The organism is Natronolimnobius baerhuensis (genome assembly GCF_002177135.1).
GTDB lineage: Archaea > Halobacteriota > Halobacteria > Halobacteriales > Natrialbaceae > Natronolimnobius > Natronolimnobius baerhuensis.
Genome location: NZ_MWPH01000001.1, coordinates 652,519 through 676,122 on the forward strand (window position 1 = coordinate 652,519; position 23,604 = coordinate 676,122).

Annotated in this window: 18 protein-coding genes; 9 read left to right on the forward strand and 9 right to left on the reverse strand. The window is 61.9% G+C overall.

The window, feature by feature from the left end; translation table 11 throughout:
• Nucleotides 1–402 precede the first annotated feature (402 nt).
• From B2G88_RS03210 to B2G88_RS03225, 4 genes are all read right to left on the reverse strand, one after another.
• Nucleotides 403–1,620: an oligogalacturonate lyase family protein gene (locus B2G88_RS03210; RefSeq protein WP_087713950.1), complete on the reverse strand. Its 1,218-nt coding sequence runs from the start codon at nucleotides 1,618–1,620 to the stop codon at nucleotides 403–405.
• A gap of 218 nt (nucleotides 1,621–1,838) precedes the next feature.
• Nucleotides 1,839–2,855, reverse strand: coding sequence for an NAD-dependent epimerase/dehydratase family protein (locus tag B2G88_RS03215; protein WP_054862250.1), 1,017 nt, complete (start codon nucleotides 2,853–2,855; stop codon nucleotides 1,839–1,841).
• Nucleotides 2,856–2,920: 65 nt separating this feature from the next.
• Entirely contained in the window at nucleotides 2,921–3,790 is an 870-nt protein-coding gene (locus tag B2G88_RS03220; protein WP_087713951.1) for an aldo/keto reductase, read from the reverse strand.
• Between the two features lie 61 nt (nucleotides 3,791–3,851).
• Nucleotides 3,852–6,809, reverse strand: a complete 2,958-nt coding sequence (locus B2G88_RS03225; RefSeq protein WP_087713952.1) for a glycosyl hydrolase 115 family protein — start codon at nucleotides 6,807–6,809, stop codon at nucleotides 3,852–3,854.
• Between the two features lie 134 nt (nucleotides 6,810–6,943).
• Between B2G88_RS03225 and B2G88_RS03230 the strand changes: the two genes are divergently transcribed.
• The gene (locus B2G88_RS03230; RefSeq protein WP_087713953.1) at nucleotides 6,944–8,620 is read left to right on the forward strand and encodes an aldehyde ferredoxin oxidoreductase C-terminal domain-containing protein; all 1,677 of its coding nucleotides are present in this window, start codon (nucleotides 6,944–6,946) and stop codon (nucleotides 8,618–8,620) included.
• Between the two features lie 9 nt (nucleotides 8,621–8,629).
• Here the strand turns inward: B2G88_RS03230 and B2G88_RS03235 are convergent, their stop codons facing one another.
• The 3 genes from B2G88_RS03235 to B2G88_RS03245 form a co-directional block, all read right to left on the reverse strand.
• The gene (locus B2G88_RS03235) at nucleotides 8,630–8,926 is read right to left on the reverse strand and encodes a ubiquitin-like small modifier protein 1 (RefSeq protein ID WP_054862246.1); all 297 of its coding nucleotides are present in this window, start codon (nucleotides 8,924–8,926) and stop codon (nucleotides 8,630–8,632) included.
• Nucleotides 8,927–9,841: 915 nt separating this feature from the next.
• Nucleotides 9,842–12,058: an LUD domain-containing protein gene (locus B2G88_RS03240; RefSeq protein ID WP_054862245.1), complete on the reverse strand. Its 2,217-nt coding sequence runs from the start codon at nucleotides 12,056–12,058 to the stop codon at nucleotides 9,842–9,844.
• Nucleotides 12,058–12,561, reverse strand: coding sequence for a LutC/YkgG family protein (locus B2G88_RS03245; RefSeq protein ID WP_087713954.1), 504 nt, complete (start codon nucleotides 12,559–12,561; stop codon nucleotides 12,058–12,060). Before B2G88_RS03245 ends, B2G88_RS03240 begins: the two co-directional genes overlap by 1 nt.
• Before the next feature lie 159 nt (nucleotides 12,562–12,720).
• On the opposite strand from B2G88_RS03245, the gene B2G88_RS03250 reads away from it, so the two are divergent.
• On the forward strand, nucleotides 12,721–14,967 hold the full coding sequence (locus B2G88_RS03250) for an RICIN domain-containing protein (RefSeq protein WP_087713955.1): 2,247 nt from the start codon (nucleotides 12,721–12,723) through the stop codon (nucleotides 14,965–14,967).
• A 72-nt stretch (nucleotides 14,968–15,039) separates the two neighbouring features.
• Here B2G88_RS03250 and B2G88_RS03255 read toward each other — a convergent pair whose 3' ends face one another.
• The gene (locus B2G88_RS03255; protein WP_054862240.1) at nucleotides 15,040–15,804 is read right to left on the reverse strand and encodes an IclR family transcriptional regulator; all 765 of its coding nucleotides are present in this window, start codon (nucleotides 15,802–15,804) and stop codon (nucleotides 15,040–15,042) included.
• 158 nt (nucleotides 15,805–15,962) lie between these two features.
• Nucleotides 15,963–16,994 (reverse strand): mannonate dehydratase, encoded by a 1,032-nt coding sequence (locus B2G88_RS03260; protein ID WP_087713956.1) that lies wholly within the window; start codon nucleotides 16,992–16,994, stop codon nucleotides 15,963–15,965.
• A 480-nt stretch (nucleotides 16,995–17,474) separates the two neighbouring features.
• Here B2G88_RS03260 and B2G88_RS03270 point away from each other — a divergent pair, with 480 nt between their 5' ends.
• From B2G88_RS03270 to B2G88_RS03295, 7 genes are all read left to right on the forward strand, one after another.
• The gene (locus B2G88_RS03270; RefSeq protein WP_087713958.1) at nucleotides 17,475–18,248 is read left to right on the forward strand and encodes an SDR family NAD(P)-dependent oxidoreductase; all 774 of its coding nucleotides are present in this window, start codon (nucleotides 17,475–17,477) and stop codon (nucleotides 18,246–18,248) included.
• 174 nt (nucleotides 18,249–18,422) lie between these two features.
• Nucleotides 18,423–19,742, forward strand: coding sequence for an extracellular solute-binding protein (locus B2G88_RS03275; protein ID WP_087713959.1), 1,320 nt, complete (start codon nucleotides 18,423–18,425; stop codon nucleotides 19,740–19,742).
• Nucleotides 19,743–20,660, forward strand: coding sequence for a carbohydrate ABC transporter permease (locus tag B2G88_RS03280; RefSeq protein ID WP_087713960.1), 918 nt, complete (start codon nucleotides 19,743–19,745; stop codon nucleotides 20,658–20,660). It begins immediately after the preceding gene.
• Entirely contained in the window at nucleotides 20,657–21,523 is an 867-nt protein-coding gene (locus B2G88_RS03285; RefSeq protein WP_054862239.1) for a carbohydrate ABC transporter permease, read from the forward strand. The genes B2G88_RS03280 and B2G88_RS03285 overlap by 4 nt, the downstream gene beginning before the upstream one ends.
• 1 nt (nucleotide 21,524) lies before the next feature.
• Nucleotides 21,525–22,247 carry a DUF624 domain-containing protein gene (locus B2G88_RS03290; protein ID WP_087713961.1) on the forward strand — a complete coding sequence of 241 codons (723 nt, stop codon included), beginning with the start codon at nucleotides 21,525–21,527 and terminating at the stop codon, nucleotides 22,245–22,247.
• The gene (locus tag B2G88_RS19405; protein ID WP_176393165.1) at nucleotides 22,244–22,381 is read left to right on the forward strand and encodes a hypothetical protein; all 138 of its coding nucleotides are present in this window, start codon (nucleotides 22,244–22,246) and stop codon (nucleotides 22,379–22,381) included. Before B2G88_RS03290 ends, B2G88_RS19405 begins: the two co-directional genes overlap by 4 nt.
• Nucleotides 22,374–23,603, forward strand: a complete 1,230-nt coding sequence (locus tag B2G88_RS03295; RefSeq protein WP_087713962.1) for an ABC transporter ATP-binding protein — start codon at nucleotides 22,374–22,376, stop codon at nucleotides 23,601–23,603. Before B2G88_RS19405 ends, B2G88_RS03295 begins: the two co-directional genes overlap by 8 nt.
• Nucleotide 23,604 lies beyond the last annotated feature (1 nt).

Below are 23,604 nucleotides of genomic sequence, written 5' to 3' on the forward strand. Positions count from 1 at the left end.
TCAAGAACTGTCGAAACGAACGCAGTTCAGTTCCGAAACGTACCCGAAACCTGACGTCTTCGCGTCTCCTTTCGCCATAGGATCGCGAGAGACCCAATAGCGACAGGGAACGAGCGGACAACAGCGAAGACAGACTCGTCCCAACGTCGCACCAGCATGTCCAAACGTCCGTTATTGCCGGATGATTTCCGGTCGCACAGGATGTAATTGGGACACGAGAGACACATAGCCGACCGTTTCCGACTGCAAACCGTAGAGTCACGAGCACTGCCAGACGATACATTCCAGCACAAACAGCGCCCATTCGACGGCACAATACAGTTGTACTTGTGTAAAAATTCTGCTCAAGCCGTCCTGAATCAGTAGCCGACACCTCACAGGCGTTCGCTCTTACCGGACGAGCTATCGCGACCGACGACGGTCACTCTCCGAGGGAATTTCCTCGAGTGGGGGCAGTTCCGAGCGGTTGTCGGGGATCTCAACCAAGTACACGTCGCTGTCGGTCCCACCCTGTGAGCTGTCGAAAGCAACACGGGAACCGTCTGGACTCATCCGAGAGTGCGGATGAACGTCGTCATCGCCCGCCCAGTCGTGGGTCGCAAGCGCTCGCGGATCGTCGTACGTCTCCGTCTCGTCGTCCCACTGCCAGAGCAACAGCGCCTGGGGGCCGCGATGGGAGCCATCACCGACGACGAGGTCTCGAGTCCGGCTATGAAAGTGCGTGTAGATGTCGGGTGCGGGCCATTCGCGGCGGTCCGTGCCGTCGTAGCGGACCTGACCGAAAAAGGCAGTTGGCTCCTCACGAGAGCCTTCCCAGCCGTGATACCCGACGTACTCGCCGTCGTCCAACCAGTACTCGTGGCCAACAGCCTCGTCTTCAGCAGTCGGTCGAATCTGCCACGTCTCGTCGGTCTCGAGGTTTAGTCCCCAGATTCTGTCGACGTCTTCCCAGGGGCCTTCCTCGCAGTACGTAATTAGTTCCGAGTGCTCCGGCGCGGGCGAGGGATTGACGTGTGTGAGCCAGCGGTCCGTATCGACGTGTACCGTTGGCTCTCGCTCTGGTTCGTCAATCGGGACCGAGATGACCTGCGAGTGTGGCTTCGCCTCGAGTCGCTTGGCCATCCACGCCTCGCGGTCTTCCGGATCCTTCTCCTCGTCGAGGTCGAGTTGTTCCGAGATCGCAGCGACGGCTCGGGTTCCATCTGCCGTCCCACCGAGATGGCCCCCGTTGTACCCCGCGGGCAGCGTGTAGTGGGTCTCGAGTGCGCGCGTCTCGAGGTCGAGCGAGACGAGGTGTTGGTCACACCAGAAGAGCGCAACGGGATGGTTCGGAAACCGCGTGACGCCGCCGATATCGTGGGGAAGATCGGTCAGTTGCGTGAGTTCGCCTGACTCGAGGGAAATCGAGTAGAGGTTTCGGGTGTCGCCCCGGTCCGAACGCAGCAGGAGCCGGTCGCCGTCGTCGTAAAACGCCGGTTCGGTAAAGTACAGATGCCAGTCACCCGCTGGATGCGTCGTCAGTCGGTGGACGGTCGCGCCCGTCACCGGATCGGTTGTCGTCTCCCGTTCGGCCGGCCAGGTTCGACCAGCGTCCGGTCCCTGTGTGAGGTGTGTCGCCATGGCATGTTCCTCCGTCGATGGACACAAAAACCTTCGCTAGCCGGGGATTCAAGCTATAGTAACAACTACAACTAGTTACACACTGATCTCCGAGCCTGCTCACGGGTCGTACCTCCCCACTCGCTAACCCGCGGTTCTCATTCACTCCGTTCGTTCCGAACCGCGCATCCGTCTGGCGATCAGGTGTGCATTGACTTGCAGTGGCTACTATAGTACCACTACGACACTTCAAACTGAGCGAGAACGTCGGCGCGTGCGTTCTCCCACGCGTCGATGAGGCGATCATCGAACGGGACGGCGTCGCTATCCTGAATTTCGTCGTGATCGTCCAGCCACGCAACCGTCCGCTCGACGCCCGTCTCCCAGTCGACCGTGTACTCGAAGTCGAGGTCCCGTTTGGCCTTCGTGTTATCGAAGACGGCGCTGTACTGGAGAAAGTCCTCGAGATGGGTGGTTCGGTCCGGGGCGACCGCCCGCAAGATATCGGTCGGAATCTGTACGAGGTCCGGCTCGGGCGCATCGAGTGCCTCGGCAACTCGGCGGTGGTACTGCCGCCAGGACATGTTCTCCTCGCTCGTGACGAGATAGGCCTCACCGAACGCCCGCTCGTTGTCGACGGCGTTGACGAACGCTCGAGCGACATCGTCTCGATGGCACGGGCCCCAGACGCCGCTGCCGTCGCCGTGGACGACAATCGGCTTCCCACGGCGGATTCGGTCGATGTAGTACGTTTCGGTGCCGAACGTGTGCAAGATCGAGCCGCCTTCGCCGTAGGTCGACCAGGGGCGGATGATCGTCGTCTCGAATGCGCCGTCGTGATGGGCGTCCATGAACAGGTCCTCGCAGTCGGCTTTGTTCGCGCCGTAGTCCGTCGTCGCCGGTGCTCGTGGTGCGTCTTCGCCGACTGGCATCGACTCGAACGGACGGCTGTGGACCGACTCTGTACTACAGAAAATGAACTGCTCGATCTCCCCCTCGAACGCCCGAATTGCACTTCGAGCATCCGCAGGCTGGAAACAGACCATGTCGATTACACACTCGACCTCGAGGTCAGCCATCCGTGCCTCGAACTCATCGTACTCCGTCCGGTCGCCGTAGATGTGCTCGACCGAGTCAGGCAGCGGTTTTGTGGTTTCGCCGCGGTGAAACGCCGTCACGTCGTGGCCCGCCTCGACTAGCTGTCGAACGATCCCGGTGCTGATCAATCCCGTGCCGCCGATAACGAGTACGTTCATAGGGGTCGTTCACACACCACATACGTAATGGTTCGGAAGGCGGCACCCGACGCCGGACACGTCCGTTATGCGCGCTCCTGATTCCAGGGGCCGAACTCCGGATCGATGAGTCGGTGCTCGTGCTCGAGGGCGTCGATCCGCTCGAGATCTGCCTGCTCAAGCGAGAGGTGTTGTGCCTCGAGATTGTCACGCATATGGGCCGCAGAACTGGCCTTTGGAATCGCGGCGACGTTCTCTTTCGAGAGCAACCATGCAAGCGACACCTGTGCGGGCGTCGTATCGTGTTTGTCGGCGATGTCCGGAATGGCGGAGACGTCGAACGTGATCGGCGTCGCGAACGGGTCGTCGATGTCGCGGTCGGTCGACGTTCCGAACACCTCGCCTTTCGCGAGCGGGCAGAACGCGACGAGCCAGTGATCGTGCTCGCGGGCGTACGCTCGCAACTCGTCTTGCTGGAGGAACGGATGGCATTCAACCTGGTGAGCGACAATCGGGGCGTCCAGAACGTCACGCGCACGGTCGAGTTGGTCCGGTTCGAAGTTCGAGACCCCAACGTGACGGATCAGCCCGCGGTCGCGCAACTCGTCGAACGCCGACAGCGTCTCCTCGGCGTCGTAGGTGTCGATTGGCCAGTGGACGTACAACAGATCGACGTACTCCGTCTGCAGGCGCTCGAGGCTGTCTTCGACCGAGTTGATCACGTCCTCGTATGCGAGGTTCCCCGGATCGACCTTCGTCGCGAGAAATATCCCGTCGCGGTCGACACTCGTCTGCGCGAGTCCGTCGCCGAGATACGCCTCGTTGCCGTACCCCTGTGCCGTATCGACGTGGCGATAGCCGACCTCGAGGGCCGTCTGGACGCGGTCGGTCCACTGCTCGCGGTCGCCTTCGGAGTACGTTCCCAACCCGAGCCGCGGGAGTTTTTCGAGACTCATAGCGGATAGTGTGCCAGTCACACACATTGTTCTTTGCATACCAGAAACAGACGTAGCGCTGTCACTCGAGTCGTCTGTCTCGAGTGTCGCGAGGGCCGAGATACGACCGCCGGGTGTCGTCGCCCGTGGAGACGACGATGCGGTCGATGACGACGCTCGGATCGACCGCGTACACCGAGAGCGTCTGCCGGCCGGGAGCTGACACCTCGTGGTGCGTTCGTGAGAGAACACTCGAGCGGAGCACGTTTTCCTGCCACTGCGGGTCGTGCTCGCCGCCGTTCGCGTCGAAGTCGACGACTGTCGGCTCCTCGTCGTCAACTGCAACGGCGTACCGGTGGGGCGTCTCGTCGGTCGGCGCGTGCGTCGGCAGGAGATGGACTTCGACACACACCTCCGCAACCGCACTCAAAATCTCGAGGTCGTACTCGAGGCGGGCCGCGTCCGCCGTGAGAGTCTCGGCGTCGGCGAGTCGCGGGCCGTCAATCGGCCGGCTCACCATCGTTTTCCCGGTCGTTCGACTGAGTCCGTCGACGGCTTCCCAACGGGTGTCGCCCTGCTCGAGTGCAGTCGGCTGCTCGGCCTCGAGTGCGATCCGGTCGTTCGATTCGATGAACAGTGGCGTACGAGCCTCGGGTTCGTTGTCGCCGACCGCCGACAGCGGCCGCGGCTGAATCGGCACCGACACCTCGAGTTCGCGACCAGCGCCAGTGAGCTGTATCGTCCCAGTCGCTGGTTCGGCGGGCGCATCGTCCCAGTCGACACCGACCCAGAGGCGCTCCTCGTCCTCAAACGTCCCCGACGTGTGCGCTATGGAGAGCCACTCGGGGTCGGTCGTCGCCTCCCACTCGATTTCTCCCGAACCGCGATTGTAGCAGTCGATGAACCGTCGGCGCTCGAGTCCCTGGACGACTGTCGGCACTTGTCGGGATTGTGGTCCGGTGCCAGCGACGCCACTCTCACCTTCGGCGGTCACCTCGAGCGTCGGTGCCTGCTCGTCGGTTACGCCGCCGGTTGCAGGCAGGTCGAACGCGGGCAACTCCCGCGGGCTCGCGGACATCATTCGTCGCCACTTGCCGTCCGATGTCGCGTTGTACTGTCTCGTCGCCGCCTCGAGGTGCGCAAACGCGTTATCGGCGTACTGGGCGTACCTCTCAGCGCCCGTTCGTCCCTGTCCTGCATAGAGACGACTTCGCATCGCCGTGAGCACGCCCTCGTTGATCGCCCGCGACGCTCGAATCGGGTACTCGACGAGGTGGAAAAACGCTGTCCGTGCGTCGTCGGGCAGCGACGATGCGATATCGGCGGCTCGTTCGTCGATCCGTTCGTAGTCCTCGAGTCGGCGCTCGGCCTCGTCGCCGTGTGCAATCGCGCTGAACTCGGGTTCGTTCTTCTCGGTGTTCGGATAGACGCTGTTCCAGCCGAGGTGTTCGGGCTTTCGCGCGAGCGCGAGTCGGTAGTATTCCGAAAGTACGTCTGCGATGTCGTCTGCGTGTTCCGGTCCGAACTCGCGGGCAGCCCAGTCTGCCAGCCACTCCGTCTCCGAACGCGCCGCGGTCCCCTCGAGATCCCAGGCCAACTCGAGGAAGTACTCGGTCTCTTTTTCGGCGGGTTTGAGGTCGCCGACGTTGGCGATCCAGAGCGTGTCAGCGCCGTGGCGATAGGCTCGCACCAGTTCCTGTCGGATCAGCGCGGGCGGGATGGTACAGAGCCACTGGTGGTCGTGCGGGCGGCCCCAGTAGGAGAGGTGGTAGTAGACGCCGTGGCCGCCGGCTCGCTCCCGCTCGTCCGCCCTCGGCAGCCGACGCATGAACCCGAAGTTATCGTCGGGCCAGACGAGACAGACGTCGTCGGGAACGTCGACGCCACTGCGATAGATCTCGAGCGTTTCCTTATACGGACAGAAAATTTGCGGGACGGACTCGACCGGCGACTCGTGGTGGGCCTCGAGAATCTCACGCTGATCGTCGATCACCTGCTGAAGCAAGTCGGCGCGCTCCTCGAGCGTGTCACCGCCGGGCATCCCCGAATCGTGAATGCCGCGCATCCCGATGGTGAACATGTTCTCTGCGCCGGCGACGTCTTCCACGCGGTCGGTCCAGTACTGACGGATCGTCTCGGCGTTAGTCTCGTAGTTCCACTCGCCGAGCGCGTCAGCGTCCCACTCGCCGACGTTGTTCCGGTGCATCGGCTCGCAGTGAGAGGTTCCGACGACGATGTGATAGCGTTCGGCGGCCTCCTTGTTCCCGTCACAGAAATAGAACGCCTTCGTCCCGTCGTGCATCGCCGGCCAGATCGTGTTCGCTTTGAGCCGCAAGAGCAGTTCGAACAGCCGTTCGTACGTTTTCGGCCCGATTCCGTCCGGCACCTCGGGTTCGTGGGTTTGTTGTGCCCACTCGCGAATGCCGAAATCCTCGTCGTTGATGAACACGCCGCGATATCGAACCGACGGCGGACCCGACCGCTCGAGGCCGCACTGGACGTGTAATTCGTCGTGGTCTGCAGTCGGGACATCTGCCCACCAGTACCACGGCGAAACGCCGATTTTCCGTGCAAATTCGTAGACGCCGTAGGCCGTCCCACGGGGATCACTGCCGGCGATGAGCAACACCTCCTCGGCGTCAAACGGGACGGCGGCGTCGGAAGCACCGGCTGCTGAGTCCGCAGCGATGAGGTAGCTCTCCGGCCCCTCGAGTCCGAAATCGTCTCCGCTCTCGTGAGTCGCGAAAATCTGCTCGAGCGCGCGATCAAAGGCATCGTTGACGCCGTACGTTCCAACGACGATGGCTCGCTCACCGCAGTCCTCGAGGCCGTGTTCGCGGGCCGGTCGATGGCCCGTCACGCGCTCGATATCGTCCTGTAGGTCGCCGGTTGCGATGTCGACGACCGACTCATCGCCGACGTACCGAATTGGTGCAGCCGAGTCGGTTACGAGCGAGGTGGTCGCCGCACGGTCTGTCCCGTCGCTCTCGCGGCCGTCCGTCCCGCGTATCGCGACCCCGTCTGCGTCCGTTTCGGTCATGTGCTGAACAGCTAGTACGCATGACTATTAGTCTGTTTGCTCGCTGCTGTCCGAGGTGAGAAATACCGGCAAACGACTCGAGTCGATCCTCGATAATCCCTAGCTTTTTGCCTATCTGTTGCATCGATCATGATATGCTACACGCTACAGGAACGCTGTGCTCGATTGATGTCGGTGAGCGGTCGTCGGTGACCGAATCCATCGACGAGGAACTCGAGGCGTTCGTCGGCGGTCGCGGTGTCGCAACCAAACTTGCCCACGACCGCATTCCGTTCGATGCAGACCCCTACGGGCCTGAAAATCGCTTCTACCTTTCGGCTGGCCCACTCCAGCAATCCCAGATGAGTTTTACCGGCCGAATGAACTGTACCGCGCTCTCGCCGCTGACAGACGGCGTCGCCTCCGCCAACGCTGGTGGCTACCTCTCGCGAAACTTCGTCGACACTGGTCACAGCGCCGTCGAACTCGTCGGTGAAAGCGACGAACTGCTCGCCGTCCACGTCACCGACGAGGGCGTCGAATTCGAGGCAGTGCCCGAACTCGAGGAAGCCACTGTCACCGAGGTCACGGCCGCGATGAACGACCGCCACGGCCTCGAGGCCGAGAACCTCGCGACCATCGGTCCCGCCGGCGAGAACGGCGTTCGCTTCGCCTGCGTGATGACCTACGACAGTCGCGCGTTCGGCCGCGGCGGTCTCGGTGCGGTCATGGGCGCGAAAAACGTCAAGTGCATCTCGTTCCAGGGCGACTCCGCGCCCGACCTCGAGATGCCAGCAGACGCCGAGGAGATTCACTCGACGGTCCATCGGGAGGCCGCGACCAGCGACGACATGATGCGCCGGCAGGGAACGTCCAGTTCCGTCGAGTTCGTCAACGACAACTTTTCGTTCCCGACGCGGTACTTCTCCGAGCAGTCGTTCGAAGACATCGACCAGATCCACGGCGACGCCATCGAGGAGAAAAAGTACACGAAGGCCTCCTGTTCGGTCTGTGCCTTTGCGTGTAAACTCCCGACCAAGGACGAAGAACGCGGCGTTGAAACCGAAGGCCCCGAACTCGAGACGGTCTACTCGCTGGGCTCGAACTGTGGCGTCGGCGACATCGTCGACCTGATGAAGTCCAACGAGCTGTGCGACCAGTACGGTATGGACACCATCTCGGCCGGCGTCACCGTTGCAGCCTACCTCGCAGCCAACGACGAGTTCGGCAACGCCGAGCTCGTCCACGATCTTCTCGAGAAAATCGCGTTCCGCGAGGACGAGGGCGACCAGCTCGCGGAGGGCGTTGCTCGTATCCACGACGACCTCGGCGTCGAGAACTTCACTGTCAAGGGCATGGAGTTCGCCGCCCACGACGGCCGCGCACTCCACGGCCAGGGACTCTCCTACGCTGTGGCGAACCGCGGCGGCGACCACATGTACTCGACGACGCTCGGCGACGAGTACGGCGGTGAGATCGACCCACAGGGGACCGCAGGCAAAGCCGGACTCGTGATCGAAAACGAAAACCGCAACGCCTTCCGCGACTGTGGCATCATCTGCCAGTTCGGCGTCGGCCGCGCCGTCGAGGGCGAGCGCTTCGAACTCCTGTTCGACGCCGACTATGACGACCTCCTCGAGGTTGGCTCGCGCGTCGTCGAACTCGAGCGTCACTTCCGAAACCAGCGTGGCTACGACGCCGCCGAAGACCGACTCCCATACGACCTGCCGGATCTCGAGTCTTCAATCGAGGAGTACTACGAACTGCGCGGCTGGAACGACGACGGCACGGTGCCGACTGACGCCCTCGAGTCGGAAGCGACGGCGGACTAACCAGTCCCGTTACCGCTCGGAGCCACCTTCTGCCGGCGGCGACGCACTGAGCGTATCGCCATCCTCGAGTGCGGTATCGACGCCGTCCTCGAAGGCGACGTTCCGGCCGTTTTTCATGACGCTCACGGAATCGCTGAACGTCCCGTCCTCGTCGAACAGCAGCGCTCGCAGGTCGGGATACTCCGCAACGAGGTCGTCGAACACGCCGCCAGCGGTGGCCTCATCGTCGATTTCTCGCTCGAGTGATTTCGTGCCAACGATCTCTCGCAGGGGACCGTACAGCGTGCAGGTGACGTGGTGTGTCATTGACACAGGATTAGACAGCATAGTCCTTCAAAGTCGCTGTTCGCTCTCGTGGGCAGTTGAGTCGGACTCACCCGTCGCTGAGGAGTGACAGGATTCGACTGGCAGATCTCGAGGCCGGGACCGTTCGACGTATGCGATGTCGCGGCGCACACGTCGTGGCTCCTGTTCCCGGCCGGCCGAGACTGCGGCGAGAGGGGGAGTTCCCGCCGCCGGTGAATATGCCAGGGACCGCAAGGTGCGGTTGGTGAAGTGGTGCCAGTTACCGGAACGTTCCGGTAGCTATGCCGATGCTGGGGGAGGTGAAAAACATTATGTAAAGATACTTACCCTTCCAGAAAATGACGGGCTGGTTGTCTTACGTCCGGGATAACCGAATCAATGCACTACGGGCGTTTCAATTCCTGTAGCCACCGTTTTACCGGAACGAGCATCAATACATCACGAATCTAAATCCGGGACAACCGGACCTGACGACGAGAAAGACGACAGACTTTGCTCGAGATATTACATTCATACGGTAGTAAATACATGTGTATCTACTCAAGTGTAACTGGGAACCTCATCACAGAACGCTGTTATTGCACCAGAGCGCTCGGCTTGGCCTTCGTCCGGTGATAACGGACATCTGTGGGACACAGTGACACAAGATGAACGGAGAGAAAGTCGAACTGCGGGTTAGTGCAGGCGCTCTCCGAGCGGTTCCTCGAGTGGCCGAGCACAGAACGCATCCCTCCATGGGTCAACGAACAGCCGAAGCCACCGGACAGGAAGGACGCTCTCTCCACAGGCACCACTGTGAGACAGTGAGATAGTCTGTTGTCCTGATTGGCCAGTGACCACAAGACGGTGGTGGTCGCACTGGAAGAGACGCCAACGGTTCACATAAATCCAGAATCACCGACTACAACCATCGCGCTACGATTTCGGTGGTTCGATGAGCGTAATCGGGTGGCGAGGCTGGCGCGTCAACAGTGAATCCAGTTGCTCGAGGCAGGACGTTCCGCTGGCGACGACGGTCCGATCCGCTGCCTCGGGCGTCTCGAACTGCTCGCCGAGACGGCTCCCCACGTCCATACTCAGTTCGTAGTACTCGCTCTTGTAACCGAAACTGCCGGCCATGCCACAACACTCCACATCGGAGGTGAGCACGTCGTACTCGAGGTCCTCGAGGACGGCCGTCGTGTACGACTCGAGGCCGAGCGTGCGCTGCTGGCAGTGTGAGTGGTAGGCGATTTCCTCGGTCGCGCCTCGGTCAGCGTTCCGTAACTCGGAGATATCAGCGCCGTTCTCGAGAAGCCCGTAGATGTACTCGAACACCTCGTAGCTCCGGTCTGCGAGTGACTCGTGCTGTTCCTCGGAGAGCAGTTTCTCGTACTCCCGCTGGAACATCGCGTGATCGCTCGGCTCGATGACGACCACGTCGTAGCCCGCCTCGAGATAGGACTCGAGATCGGCTGCAACCTCGTCAGCGTGACCCGCAGCGGTGTCGACCATCCCTTGCGAGAGCGGTGCGCGTCCCGAGGAAGCCACATCGGGTACTTCGACGGCGACGCCGAGCGCCTCGAGCGTTCGAACGGCGGCTTTCCCGCGCTCGGTCCGGACGTGATTCGTGTAGAGGTCGGGATAGACAACGGCGTGGTAGTCGGCGTCGACAGAGCGGGGGACGTCGCGGTTGCGGAACCACTCGACGAACGTCTCGCGTTCGAACCGCGGAAGTTCGCGCCGCCGGTCGATGCCGAGGACGCGCTCCATGAGCCACCTCGAGGGCGAGAGATCGGCTCCCCAGTTCGAAAGCGGCGCGGTCGCGGAGCCGAGTTTCGCGAGCGTCGAAAAGTTTCCGAAGAACCGCTTTTGGAGATCGAGTCCGGCTGGTTCTGCGTCGGGTGTGAGTCCCTCGACGAGGAAGTCGAACTGGCCGTCCTCGCCGCTGTGGTTGATCCGGTCGCGAACGACGGTGTTGATCCACGGGATGTCGATGTTGACCGGACACTGATTGACACAGCGCGAGCAGCCGGTACAGAGGTCGTTGAACTCCGCGGCGCTGTCCTGGCCGTGGACGCCGGCTTCCCACCCGGTCGCGATGCCGCCGGTGTAGGTCTCGCCGCCGAAGGCGTGGCCGCCGACGGACTGGAAGTTCGCACACGAGTTCGCACAGGCCGAACAGCGGATGCAGTACAGCGTCTCGCGCAACTGGTCGTCCTCGCGCATGTCCATCCGGCCGTTGTCGAGCAAGACGAGGTGGAACTCCCGGTCATCCGGATCGTCGGCGATCGGCTCGTCGCTCTCGAAGTCGACTGGCGGCGTCGACACCGGTGGCGAGAACAGCGAGACGTAGGAGGTGATATCCTGGCCCGTCCCCGAACGGCCAATGAGTTCGACGAACGGCTGGAGGTCCTCGAACGTCGGAATGATCTTTTCGACGCCCGCGACTGCGACGTGGGTGTCCGGCACGGCGACGGTCTTGCGGGCGTTGCCCTCACTGGTCACCAGCGCCATCGTCCCCGTATCCGCCGTGACGAAGTTCGCGCCGGTAATGCCGAGGTCCGCCTCGCGGATCTGATCGCCGAGGTACTCCCGCGCGAAGTCGGTGAGTTCCTGGGCCGTCTCGAGGTCCTCGTCCGTGTCGAAGTGTTCGTTAAACAGGTGGGCGATGTCCTCACACGAGCGGTGAATTGCCGGCGCGACGAGGTGACTCGGGGCCTCCTCGGCGACCTGCAGGACGAACTCGCCGAGGTCAGTCTCCCAGACCTCGCTGCCTTCGGCCTCGAGTGCCTCGTTGAGTTCGATTTCTTCGGTCGTCATCGACTTCGATTTGACGACGGTGTCGGCCTCCGTGTCGCTGGCGACCTCGCGAACGTAGCGATTGGCATCCGCAGCGTCCTCGGCGAGATAGACCGTCCCGCCGTTGGCTTCGACCGTCTCGCGAACCTGCTCGATCAGGTCGGGGAGGTGCTCGATTGCGTCTTCTTTGATCGCCCGCGCTCGGTCCTTGTAGTCCTCGTACTCCTCGAGTCGGGCAACGGATTCGTAGCGGCCGTCGTTGAAGCCGCGGGCGTTCTCCTCGACGCTTGCGCCCTCGGTGGCCAGCAGATGCCGGATGCGTTCTGCCTTTTGGGCTCGGTCGGCTGCCATCAGTCGTCCTCCACGATGATCGCGTGCGTTTCGCGCGGGCCGTGGACGCCGTGGACGAGTTCGCCCATGTCGGCGGTCGCGCTCGGGCCGGTGGCGATGACGGCGTCGTTTCGCCCCTCGCGGAATCGCTCGCCCATGGTCTCGAACGCTGCGGTCATGTCGGGAACGACGTCGCTCTCACGGATGACGATAACGTGTGTTTCGGGGAACAGCGCCGACAGCTCCGCACCGTCTGGCGTCGACTCGAGGATGACGGAGCCGTAGTCTGCGACGCCGAGCGTCGCGGCCGTCACGCCACAGGCGGCCTCGCGAAGTTGTGTCGGTGTTGGGTTGCAAACGACGCCCGTCTCCGCAAGCGAGAGGTCCTCGAACGGCAGTTCGACGCCGACAGCCGGGTCGTCGATGACGGCAGCAATTGTGTCCGTGAATCCTGCCGTGTTCGTTCGAGTGATCCGGGTTCGGACCGCCTCGAGGTTCGTTTCGAACGTCTCTAGTGTCGCCATTGCTTGCGTGGTGTTACCGCGGGCTGGGATTTGGGTCTTGCTATTGAACAGCATAGTCGTCACAGTGGTGACGCGGAACCAACACAATTATTCTAAGACGAAAATATTATATAATGATATATTGAGCGTTACGCTGTCGCAGGAGCGACAGTAATTAACATGGGCAACGATAGCAATCACGCTGGACAGCACAGTCCAAAGCAGACGAACGCGAACGGAAGCAAGGGGCGGAAACACTCCCGACCGAACACGGAGCCGTCCGGGCTGTCGCTCGGGCGACGCGGGGCACTGGCGATGCTCGGTGCAACCGGCCTTGGCGTCGCGCTTTCGGGGTCGGCGAGCGCTCGAGGCGAAGCCAACGGCGACGGCCCCGTCACCGGGAATCAACCGTGGTACGAGTGGGACGCGGACGTGGATGCGGGCGACAACGGACTGTACAACCTCGAGCGACTCCAGACGGGACACGTTCACACACCGGCCCGGACGCCCGAGGTCGTCGTCTGGGAGGACGACGAAGGAATCTATCACGCTGATACCGCTGAGACGACCGTCTACAGCGGGACGGACTACCGGAAGGCAATTCAGACCGCCGTCGACAGTCTGAGCGAGGGTCGGACCGAGAAGGAAACGGTTCTGGTCACCGCGTCGGGGACGCTCGGCCCAGCGGAGGACCTCACGCAGATCGAACTGCCGAGTTACACCATCCTGGACGTTCAGGGGACGATCTACGTCGAAGACACCGGCGACCAGCCGATGGTGATTCCGATCCGTGCCTTCGACGAAGAGGCAATCGAAATCCCGCGCCTGACGGTCCGTGGGAATCCGCGGTTCGGAATCTGGATTCAGGACACCGACGACATCAGGCTCGGCGACATCGACATTCGCTTTAGCGACACCGACGGCTTCGACTACTACTGGGAGGTCGACGCCCCCGGCTGGCCGCCAACCTCGTTCGATCCCGACGCCAGCCGCGAGGAGATTCTGGCAGATCCGGGCTGGGTCGGTTCGTTCTTCGAAGCCGTTCGAATCGACGCCCGCGCTCGAGACGACCCCACGTCGGACATTTTCATCAGTTCGGTCTACGTCGAGGGCGGCCGCCACCACGCCGTCGAGACGTACGACGCCGAACGTGTCGTGATCGATCAGGTCATCGGTGTCGACATGGAGGGCTCTGCCGTGATTCTGAACGAGACAGAAAACGCAGCGGTCAACAACGTCGTCGGCGAAAACCCCGAGTCGCCGACCTGGTATGCGACCTTTCGCTGTGCAAACGGCTGTGAGAACGTCTCCGTCGGGCAGGTCGTCAGCCGGGATGCCCCGCGTGGGATTCACCTCACGACCGATTCCAACGAGATCACGATTGGCGAAGTCAACATCATCGGCGCGCGATACCACGGTATCGTCGTCGACGCCGTCGAGAACATCACGATTCAGGGCGGACTCGTCAAAAACGTCGTCCGCGCCGGCGTTACCTCGACCGCAAACGGATTCTCGGTGTCGAACCTTCACATCGTCGACGATCTCTCCGAGGAGGAACGCGCCGAGATCACCCTTCCCGACGGCGACGGCGCGCCGGACGACCCGACCCAGACTCGCGGCATCGAGTTCTTCGGCCGCAACGGCCGCATCGTCAACAACGACGTTCGCGACGCCGGCGAGGAGAACATCGAAGTCAACGCGCTGAACACCATCGTCCGCGACAACCTCGGCGGCGGCTACGCCTCGGGCACAGTCACGCTCACGAGCGGCGGCGAGGAAGCCGCACGCATCAGCGACATTCACGAGCGGTTCAACGCCGATTTCGACCTGCGCGCCGAACTCGAGGAAGCACCCTCCAGTCCGACGGCCTGGTCACACTACTTCGAGTGGACTGGCGACGCGTGGGACCTCGTCATCGAGTGGGAGACAGACCCCGGCGAGAATCTCACGCTCTCGTACGTTATCGACAAGACCCAGGCCAGCGAGGGCAGCATCGACCTCGAGACGGTCGATGCCGGCACCTATCGGCTGAACGCGAACCACACCGGTATGCCCGTCACGGCTGATGGCGACAATGTCGTCATGGACGAGTGGGACGGCGCGGACGACCAGCGCTGGATCGTCGAGGAAGATGGCGATCTCTACCGCATCGAACTCGAGGGGACTGGCGAGGTCCTGAGCGTCGAAGACGGCGACATCGACGACGGCCAGAGCGTCGTCGTCGCCGAGGATACCGGCGCAGCCCACCAGCGCTGGTCGCTCGAGCCCATCTTCACCCCGGATGGCGAGTTCGTCTACACGATCCATCCTGACGGCGCAGATCAAGGGTTCGATGTCGAGGGTGCGAACGAAGCGCCCGGGACGAACATCATCCTCTGGGACCACGACGGAACGGCGCACAACCAGTTCGTCTTCGACGAACTCTAATCGACTCGAGGCGGACTCGCATCCGTCTGTCTTCGTGCAGTAGAAACGCCACAGACAGTGCTGTGTCGATACTTACGAGTAGGTCATGTTGACCTCGATCACGTTCGCGGTGCTCAGGACGTGTTTGGGGATTTCGTCTTCGAACACCGAGTCGTTGAATCGGTTGGTCGGCCCGGAGACACTGATCGCGCCGAGGGGCGTCTCGTCTTCGTCACAGATCGGTGCCGCAACACAGCGCATCCCGAGGACGCGCTCTTCGTCGTCGATTGCATAGCCGCGCTCGCGAATCTCCTCGAGTTCGGTCTTGAGTTCCTCGCGGTCCGTCACAGTCTGTTCGGTGACGCCGGGGAGACCATGGCGTTCAATGATTTCGTCGACTTCGGACTCCGGGCGCTGTGAGAGAATCGACTTTCCGAGCGCGGTCGTATGCAGGTGGACGCGCTTGCCGATGTGGGTATCGAGCGTCACGGCGTCCTGGCCTTTGAACTTGTTCAGGAAGATACCCTTCCCGTGTTCTTCGATCATCAGATTCGCGTGCTCGCCGGTTTCGTCCGCGAGCTTCTTCAGTTCGGGCGAGGCAACCTGATACAGTTTCATCTGACTGCGCGCGAACCCGCCCAACTCGAGAAAGCGCGCGCCGACGTGGTAGGTGCCGTTGTCGTTGATCAGGTACTCGGCGCTGGTCAGCGTCTGCAGGTGGTCGTGAACGGTACTCTTTGGCATCTCGAGTTCGGCTGCGAGTTCGGCGACGCCTGCACCATTCAACTCGTGCAGCGTCTCGATGATGTGAAACGTCGTTGCCGCAGCCTGCACCGGGGAGCGTGCATTGTGTGCCATTTGCACACCTCTATGTACACGATCTATTTAACAGTTGTCCGGCGACACCGGACTCTAGTAGGCACTGCAACGGTTTACACCTGATCCTCGAGCCATCTGGCGGTCAGGTGTCCACTGACTTGCAGTTGTTACTATGAAATGATAGATTGCGACCGAACTCACTGCACGGTGTCGATCACGCCGCGCAGGTAGCCAACGGTGTACCCGCGCGAGCGGTGTCGCCAGTCCGTGTCGTCGGTCATCTCGGGGACGTGATCCGGAATCACGACGCCGTCGTAGCCGATGTCGTCTAAGGTTTCGATGACCCCGGTCGTCTCGAAGTTGCCCTCGTCGACGAACGTCTCGTGGAATTTCGGGACCGTGCCGACGACGTCTCGGAAGTGGATAAAACCGATCTGGTCGTGTTCGCCGAACGTCCGCAACACCTCTGTCACGTCTTCGCCCATCTGCGAGAAACAACCCAGGCAGAGCTTCAAGCTATGGTTCTCACTTTTAACGAGTCCCATCGCTCGCTCGAAGGCCTCGACGCTCCGACAGAGCCGCGGAATCCCACACATCGACTCGAGGACGGGCGGATCGACCGGGTGCAGCGCCATCTCGACGCCGGCCTCCTCGGCGACTGGGAGAACCGTCTCGAGGAATTCCTCGTAGTTGTCCCAGAACTCGGCTTCGGTGTACTCGCGGTCGAGTCCCGGTGCGAGTTCGTCGGGAGCCTCGAGCAGGTCGTAGTCGAACGCCGTCCCCTGCGCGTCGCCGCGCAGGTCAACGGTTCCCGTTCGCATCGGCACGACGCCGCGTGGATTCCACTGATAGCCCAGGATCGGGATGTCCGCCTCGCCGAGGTTCCGAATGAGGGTCGTGATCTGCGTGAGTGCCTCCTCGCGTCCGTCACGGCCGAACATGATGTCGCCGTACAGCGAGTACGGCAGCGACTGGATACCAGTCAGGGAGAGTCCGGCCGCCTCGGTTCGCTCTTTGGCCGCCTCGAGGGCGTCGACGGTCGGGATTTCGTCGCGGCCGACGGCGAGTGTCGCACCGGCATCGCGGTCGTTGAACTCGTCCGGCTCCTCGTCGGTATCGGCGTGGTCGATGAAGATGTCGGTTGCGCCGAGCTGGCGGATGTACTGCAGCCGTGGCTCCGCGAGCGAGCGCGTGCGAACGCCGACGCGGATCGATGGATCGGTTGGCATATGTGTCTTGTCTCGAGTCTTTCGCTCGAGCGCGTATCGGTTTTACGGCCTGCCAATACGCATTCGATGTACACGGTCTGGGTTCGTGTCCATCCGGTAGCTCCGGATGATATAACAGTCTTTAAACACATACGAGACCGATAACATTCTTCGAATACTGTACACTAGAGTCTGGTATCCCTCTAGAACTCGATCCGTTCTGAACGGAACATCATTCATATTTTACTTCCAACTACGGTTCCATCCGGTTAGAACGAACCATCACAGCGAACGAACAGTGGTCGGTCGACGAGGATCAAGTCCCCAGCAGTTGCAACCTCGTACGCGGACAGCGCGCACTCCACGGCGGCGTCAGCGGTGACTCCCCCGCCAGCCTTGTGGTCGATTGAACAGGTCGCGGCCCGCGTCGAATTCGACCTGCACTGTGTGGCCTTTCCACTTATGAAAACGTTCATACCAGTGCATGTGTGTATCTGGCGTATGGACTCGTATACGCACACGCCGGTCACTGTGGACGGAAAACGCGCTGTTGTCGTCGGCGGGACGAGCGGCCTCGGGAAAGCAATCGCTGTCGGACTCGCCGCCGACGGCGCAGATGTCATCGCAACGAGTCGCTCCGAAGACGCCGTCAACGAGACAGCCGACTTGCTCGAGGACCAGGGCGCAACGACGGCCCGTGTAACAAGCGACGTGACGGATCCTGACTCGCTCGAGGCCCTCCGTGAGGTCGTCGAAGACACCCTCGGCGGCGTCGATATCGTGGTCTCATCGGCGGGCGCAATCTCTCGAGAGCGCGTCCTCGAGATCAGCGACGACGACTGGGACTTCGTGACCGACGTGCAACTCGATGGCGTGCGTCGGATCACCCAGACGTTCGCACCCGCAATGGACGACGGCGGGAGCATCATCAATATCTCCTCGCTTGCGGCGCGACTCGCGATGGGGAATCTGCCGGCATACTCGGCCGCCAAAGGCGGTGTCGAAGCGTTCACCCGCGCGTCCGCAAAGGAGCTGTCCCCCGAAATCCGCGTCAACGCCATCGCGCCCGGCTTTTTCATCACGCCACAGAACCAAGACACCTACGCCGAGGGCACCGAAAAGCGCGAGAAAATCGACGACCGAACGCCGCTCGGGCGCGTTGGCAACCGCGAGGAACTGATCGGCGCGACGATCTACCTCGCAAGCGACGCCTCCTCGTTCGTCACCGGCGAAGTCCTCACCGTCGACGGCGGCTTCGCCGACAGCGCGTTCTGACCGCTCTCGAGCCCTGTTTTCGAGAATCTCCCGTCTCGAGGCCGGAGACATCAGCCGGTGCTGATTGCCACTCCTAACCGCTATTGCTCGCCTGGCGACTATCGCGTCCGAGTCGTCCGCTATCGGTTCGAACGACCGGAACATACATATGCGATGTTTAATTCATATAGTGGTATGCCAACGGGAAACAGCGATAGCGGTGAGACGTTGGTTCGTCCACCCGACCCTGACTCGAGACGAGGTGTAAGCCGTCGCCGACTGTTACAGGCGACGGGAACTGCGGGCCTCGCGAGCGTCGCCGGGTGTACCGGCTACCTCGGTAGCACACAGGACGGCGTCGAATACTGGACGCTGTTTGGCGGCGGGGACGGCGACGTCATGGAGGCAATGGTCGACGAGATCAACGACGGCGACGAGTACGATCTCCAGATCAACCGCCAGCGAGTCCCGTGGGACGAACACTACGGCCGTCTCTATACGTCGATGGTCGGTGGCAATCCGCCGGACGTGGCCGTGATGCACTCGCGGATGATGCGCGATTACGAGGAGAGTCTCGTCCCGATGACCGACGCAATCGGGACCGAGCCGTATCTCGAGGAGGTGGCCCAGGGCGGCGTCGTCGACGGCGAACAGCTCGCCGTCCCGCTCGATACACACCCGTTCGGGCTCTACTACAACAAAGAGATTTTCGAGGAAGCGGGCCTGGACCCCGAGGAGCCGCCGAACACGCCCGAACGGTTCCAGGAGGCTGCAGAAGCAATCGTCGAAAACACGGATCACTACGCGTTCGACTATCCCGACGGCGAATTTCACGCCGAGACGATGCGGATGCTCCTTCACGGTCGCGGCGGCGAACTCTTGACTGACACCCACGAACCCGCCTTCGATACCGAGGACGGGCTGGCAGTCGTCCAAGAGATGCACGACTGGGTCCACGAACACGAGTGGGCACCTGTCGATCCCGGCACCGGTTGGGACGCCTGGAACCGCGGCGAAGTCGGCATGAAAATCGAAGGGACCTGGCACGTGACCGTCGTCCGCGAGGCTGGCTTCGACTTCGGCCTGGCCGAACCGTTCGTCATGCCCGAGGCCGACGACCCCGTCACGCTTGGTGACAGTCACATGCTGATCATCCCCGAAAGCGACGAACGCACCGACGCCCAACTCGAGGATGCGTTCGAAACCGTTCGACTACTCTCACAGGAGTTCAACGACCGGTGGGGGTACGATGCTGGACATCTGCCGGCGAGCGAAGCGGCGATTGAAAGCGATGAACTGCGAGACTCACAGACCTGGGACGACACCCTCGAGACGTTCTATACGATGGTCGAGGAAGAGCAGTTCATCCGGCCGCCGGCCACGCCGAACGTCGAAGAGTACATGGAACAGATTTATCAGCCACTCGATGACATGCGCGCCGGCAACGCAACGCCGGAAGAAGTCATCGAGGACGCCGCTGCCGGCGTTCGACGCACATTCGAGAGGCGATCATAGATGGCACACTCAACACAACAATCGGACTCGAGCGGTGACGACTCTGGACTGCGTGATCGCTCGGACTCGTCAGTCAGCGAGTTAGTTGCTGGACTCTCGTTTGCAGTGCCGTATCTCATCATCGCCGGCCTGTTCCTGTTCGGGCCGCTCCTGTTGGCGCTGTACATGAGCTTTCACGACTGGAACGCACTCGATCCCGGCCAATCGCAGTTCATCGGCCTCGAGAACTATCGCATTCTGCTGGGCGATCCAGACTTCTGGAACGCGCTGTGGAACACCGTCTACTTCGTGATTCTGACGGTGCCACCAATCGTCATCGGCTCGTTGCTGTTGGCACTCGGTGTCAACCGCGACGTGAAAGGCAAGTGGCTGCTGCGGACGATCTTCTTCAGCCCGTACGTCTTAACGGTGGCAGTCGTCGGCCTGCTCTGGACGGAAGTCTTCAGCGCGTCTGGCCTGATTCCGTACTACGTCGGCGGCGGCAACTGGTTGAACGATCACACACTCGCGATGCCGGCACTCGCCATTGCGACGGTCTGGTGGCAACTGGCGTTTAACTTCATCATCCTGTTGGCAGCCCGCCAGAACGTCCCCGACCGGCTCTACGAGGCCGCGAAATTAGACGGCGCAAGCACCTGGCGGATGATGCGCGACATCACGATCCCGCAGATGCAGAATCCGCTCATCTTTGTCGTCATCGTAACGTTCGTCGGCTCCTTCCAGGTGTTCGGGCAACCCTTCATCATGACCGACGGCGGCCCGTCGTTCGAGACGACGACGATAGTTCTCTACCTGTACGATACAGCCTTTACCGGCCGCGAGTTCGGCTATGCAGCCGCAGTCGGCTACGTGCTGTTTATGATCCTGATCGCCGTCTCGGCGACCAGCTACTACTTCCTCAGCGGTGATAAGCGATGAGCGTCGACTCACGAAACCCACTCGAGGCCGTGTCGCTATCGAATACCCGACTACGAACGATTGCGCTGTACGCCGGGTTGTACGGAACGGCGGTGTTGTTCCTGATTCCGTACTGGTATATGTTCGCGACGTCGTTCATGACGCGCGATCTGGTGTACGCCGAGGTCCCCTACATGATCCCGTGGGACGTGACGCTCTACTGGTACGAGTACCTGCTGACGAACTCGCTGATCGTCCAGTGGACCATCAATACGTTCATCCTGGCGGCGATCACGACCGCCGTCGTCATCCTGATCGACGCGATGATCGCGTACTCGCTGACCCGCCTCGAGTGGGCCGGCCGGCGCGTCATCTTCGCAGTCATCGTGGCGAGTTTCATGGTGCCCGGCATCGTTAATCTCGTCCCGGTCTACATTATCGTCAGCGAACTCGGTCTCGTCAACTCCGTCTGGGGGGTCGTCCTCCCGAGCGCTGCGAACCCGCTGGGCGTGTTCATGCTCGTCCAGTTCTTCAAGGACATCCCCGAAGAACTCGAGGAAGCAGCTAGACTGGACGGCTTTTCGAGGCTACGGATCTTCAGCCACATCGTCTTGCCGTTGATGCGGTCGGCGCTTGCCGCACTCGGCCTGTTCATCTTCATCTGGACGTGGAACGCCTTCGTCTGGCCGCTGTTGATCTTCCAGGACGACGCGATGTACACGCTGCCAATTGGTCTCGTCACGCTGCAGGACAACTTAGGCGTCACCGAACCCGGTATCATCATGACCTCGGCGGTCATCGCCTCGATTCCGCTGTTGATTGTCTTCCTTGTGATGCAAAAACACCTCGTGCGCGCCGTCGAAATGCAGGGAACCACCAAGTAAGATGACGGGGACACACCAACAGATCGAGACGCAGTCGTCCGATCTCGACCCGATGTACGCCACGCTCGAGCGGACGACCCGGTTCGTTTGGGACCATCTGGTCTCGATCATCGCGATCAGTTTCGCGTGGTTCCTCGCTGCCGTCCCGCTCGTGACAATCGGGCCAGCGACGGTCGGCGCGTACCGCGCCGTGCTCTCGCTGCGAGATGACGAGACCGACGGGATCGATAGATCGGCGGTGCTCGAGACCGTACGCGAGCAGTTCGTCCATGCGACGCTGCTCGCGTTCGTCCCGTTTGCACTGCTTGTCGTCGCGGTGAACTACACGCTCGCGTATCTTGCCAGCGCGAGCGTCACGGCGGGCCTGCTCGCACTCGGCTGTGCGTACGCGAGCTTCTATGCGGGACTCGTGGCGATGCCAACCCTGCTCGGACTGGCAACGGGCAAGTCCGCCCCCGCAGCGGTCATCGACGGCTACCGGTGGACCGCCCACCACGCCGTCGGTGCGGTCGCTGTCGGCGTCGTCACTGCTGTCCTGTTCGTCGTCAGCTCACTGCTGACCGTCGCCGTCGTGCTGTTGTTCGCCGGCGTCGCGTCCACGCTGCACGTCGAGTTCGTCGCCGGCGTCGGTGACTTCGACCTCGAGACGGATCGAACAGTGAGCGACGAGCACCCGAGTGCCCCCGCCGAGACGCGAGCGAGGCCGGAGGTGACCGAGCCGTGAGCGAGTATCGGCGTAACTCCCGCAGGAAGCGGACAGCGCCATCGAATCAGCCGATCAATCACGCCACCGAGGCGACCACAGACGACCGCATCGAACCCAACCAGCGACAGTACTTCCCATCCACCTATGAGTGACGCAACCGACACCCCAGAAACCGACGCAGCATCGACAGCCGATGACTCGAGTGTAGACACGTCCGTCCCGGCGAGTACGAGCGGCGACTCGGCGGCAGTCTCGTTCGAGGACGTCCGGAAGGTCTATCTCGACGACTTCGTGGCCATCGAGGGCTTCAACGCCCACATCGAAGACGGCGAGTTCATCACCATCGTCGGCCCCTCCGGCTCGGGCAAGTCGACCCTGTTGCGAATGATCGCCGGCCTTGAGGAGATCACGAGCGGCGACATCCGGATCGGCGACGAGAGCATCAACGGCGTCGAACCCCAGCACCGAGGAATTGCGATGGTGTTCCAGAACTACGCGCTGTACCCGCACATGTCCGTCCGGAAGAACATGTCCTACGGGCTGAAGCTGACGACGGATCTCGAGGAGACAGAAATCGAGCAACGAGTCGAGGAGACGGCGGAGATGATGGGCATCGGCGACCAACTCGAGAGCAGGCCGAGTGAACTCTCGGGCGGTCAGCAACAGCGGGTTGCGACCGGCCGGGCAATCGTCCGCGATCCGAAAATCTTCCTGATGGACGAGCCGCTGTCGAATCTCGACGCGAAGCTCAAAGTCCACATGCGGACCGAACTCCAGCGCCTCCAGGAGGAACTGGGGACGACGACGATCTACGTCACCCACGACCAACACGAGGCGCTGACGATGAGCGACCGAATCGTCGTCTTGGACGAGGGCGAACTCCAGCAGTTCGCGCCGCCCGAGGAGGTCTACAACAACCCCGCGAATCGGTTCGTCGCCGATTTCATCGGCTCGCCGGCGATGAACTTCTTCGACGTGACACTGACGGGGTCGACACTCGTCGCTGACGGCTTCGAGTACCACCTGCCGGAGTCGATTGTCGAGGAAATCGAGCGCGGAACCGCCAGCGACGACCTCGAGCTTGGGATTCGTCCCGAAGATATCGACTACGGTGTCAGCGGCGAAAACACGATTTCGGCGACCGTCGACGTGCTCGAGGTTGCAGGCAGCGACAACTTCGTCTACCTCGACATCGCAGGCGCGGAGTGTCGCGTTCGGGTCCCGGGCGACGTGAAACCCGACGTCGGCGAGCAGGTCGAAATCGCCTTCGATCCGGTGGACATCCATCTGTTCGACCGACGAGATGGCGATAATTTGCTCGCCGAGTACCGCAGAAAGCGCGCCTCGGAATCCGAAGTCGAAGAGGCCGCATAAC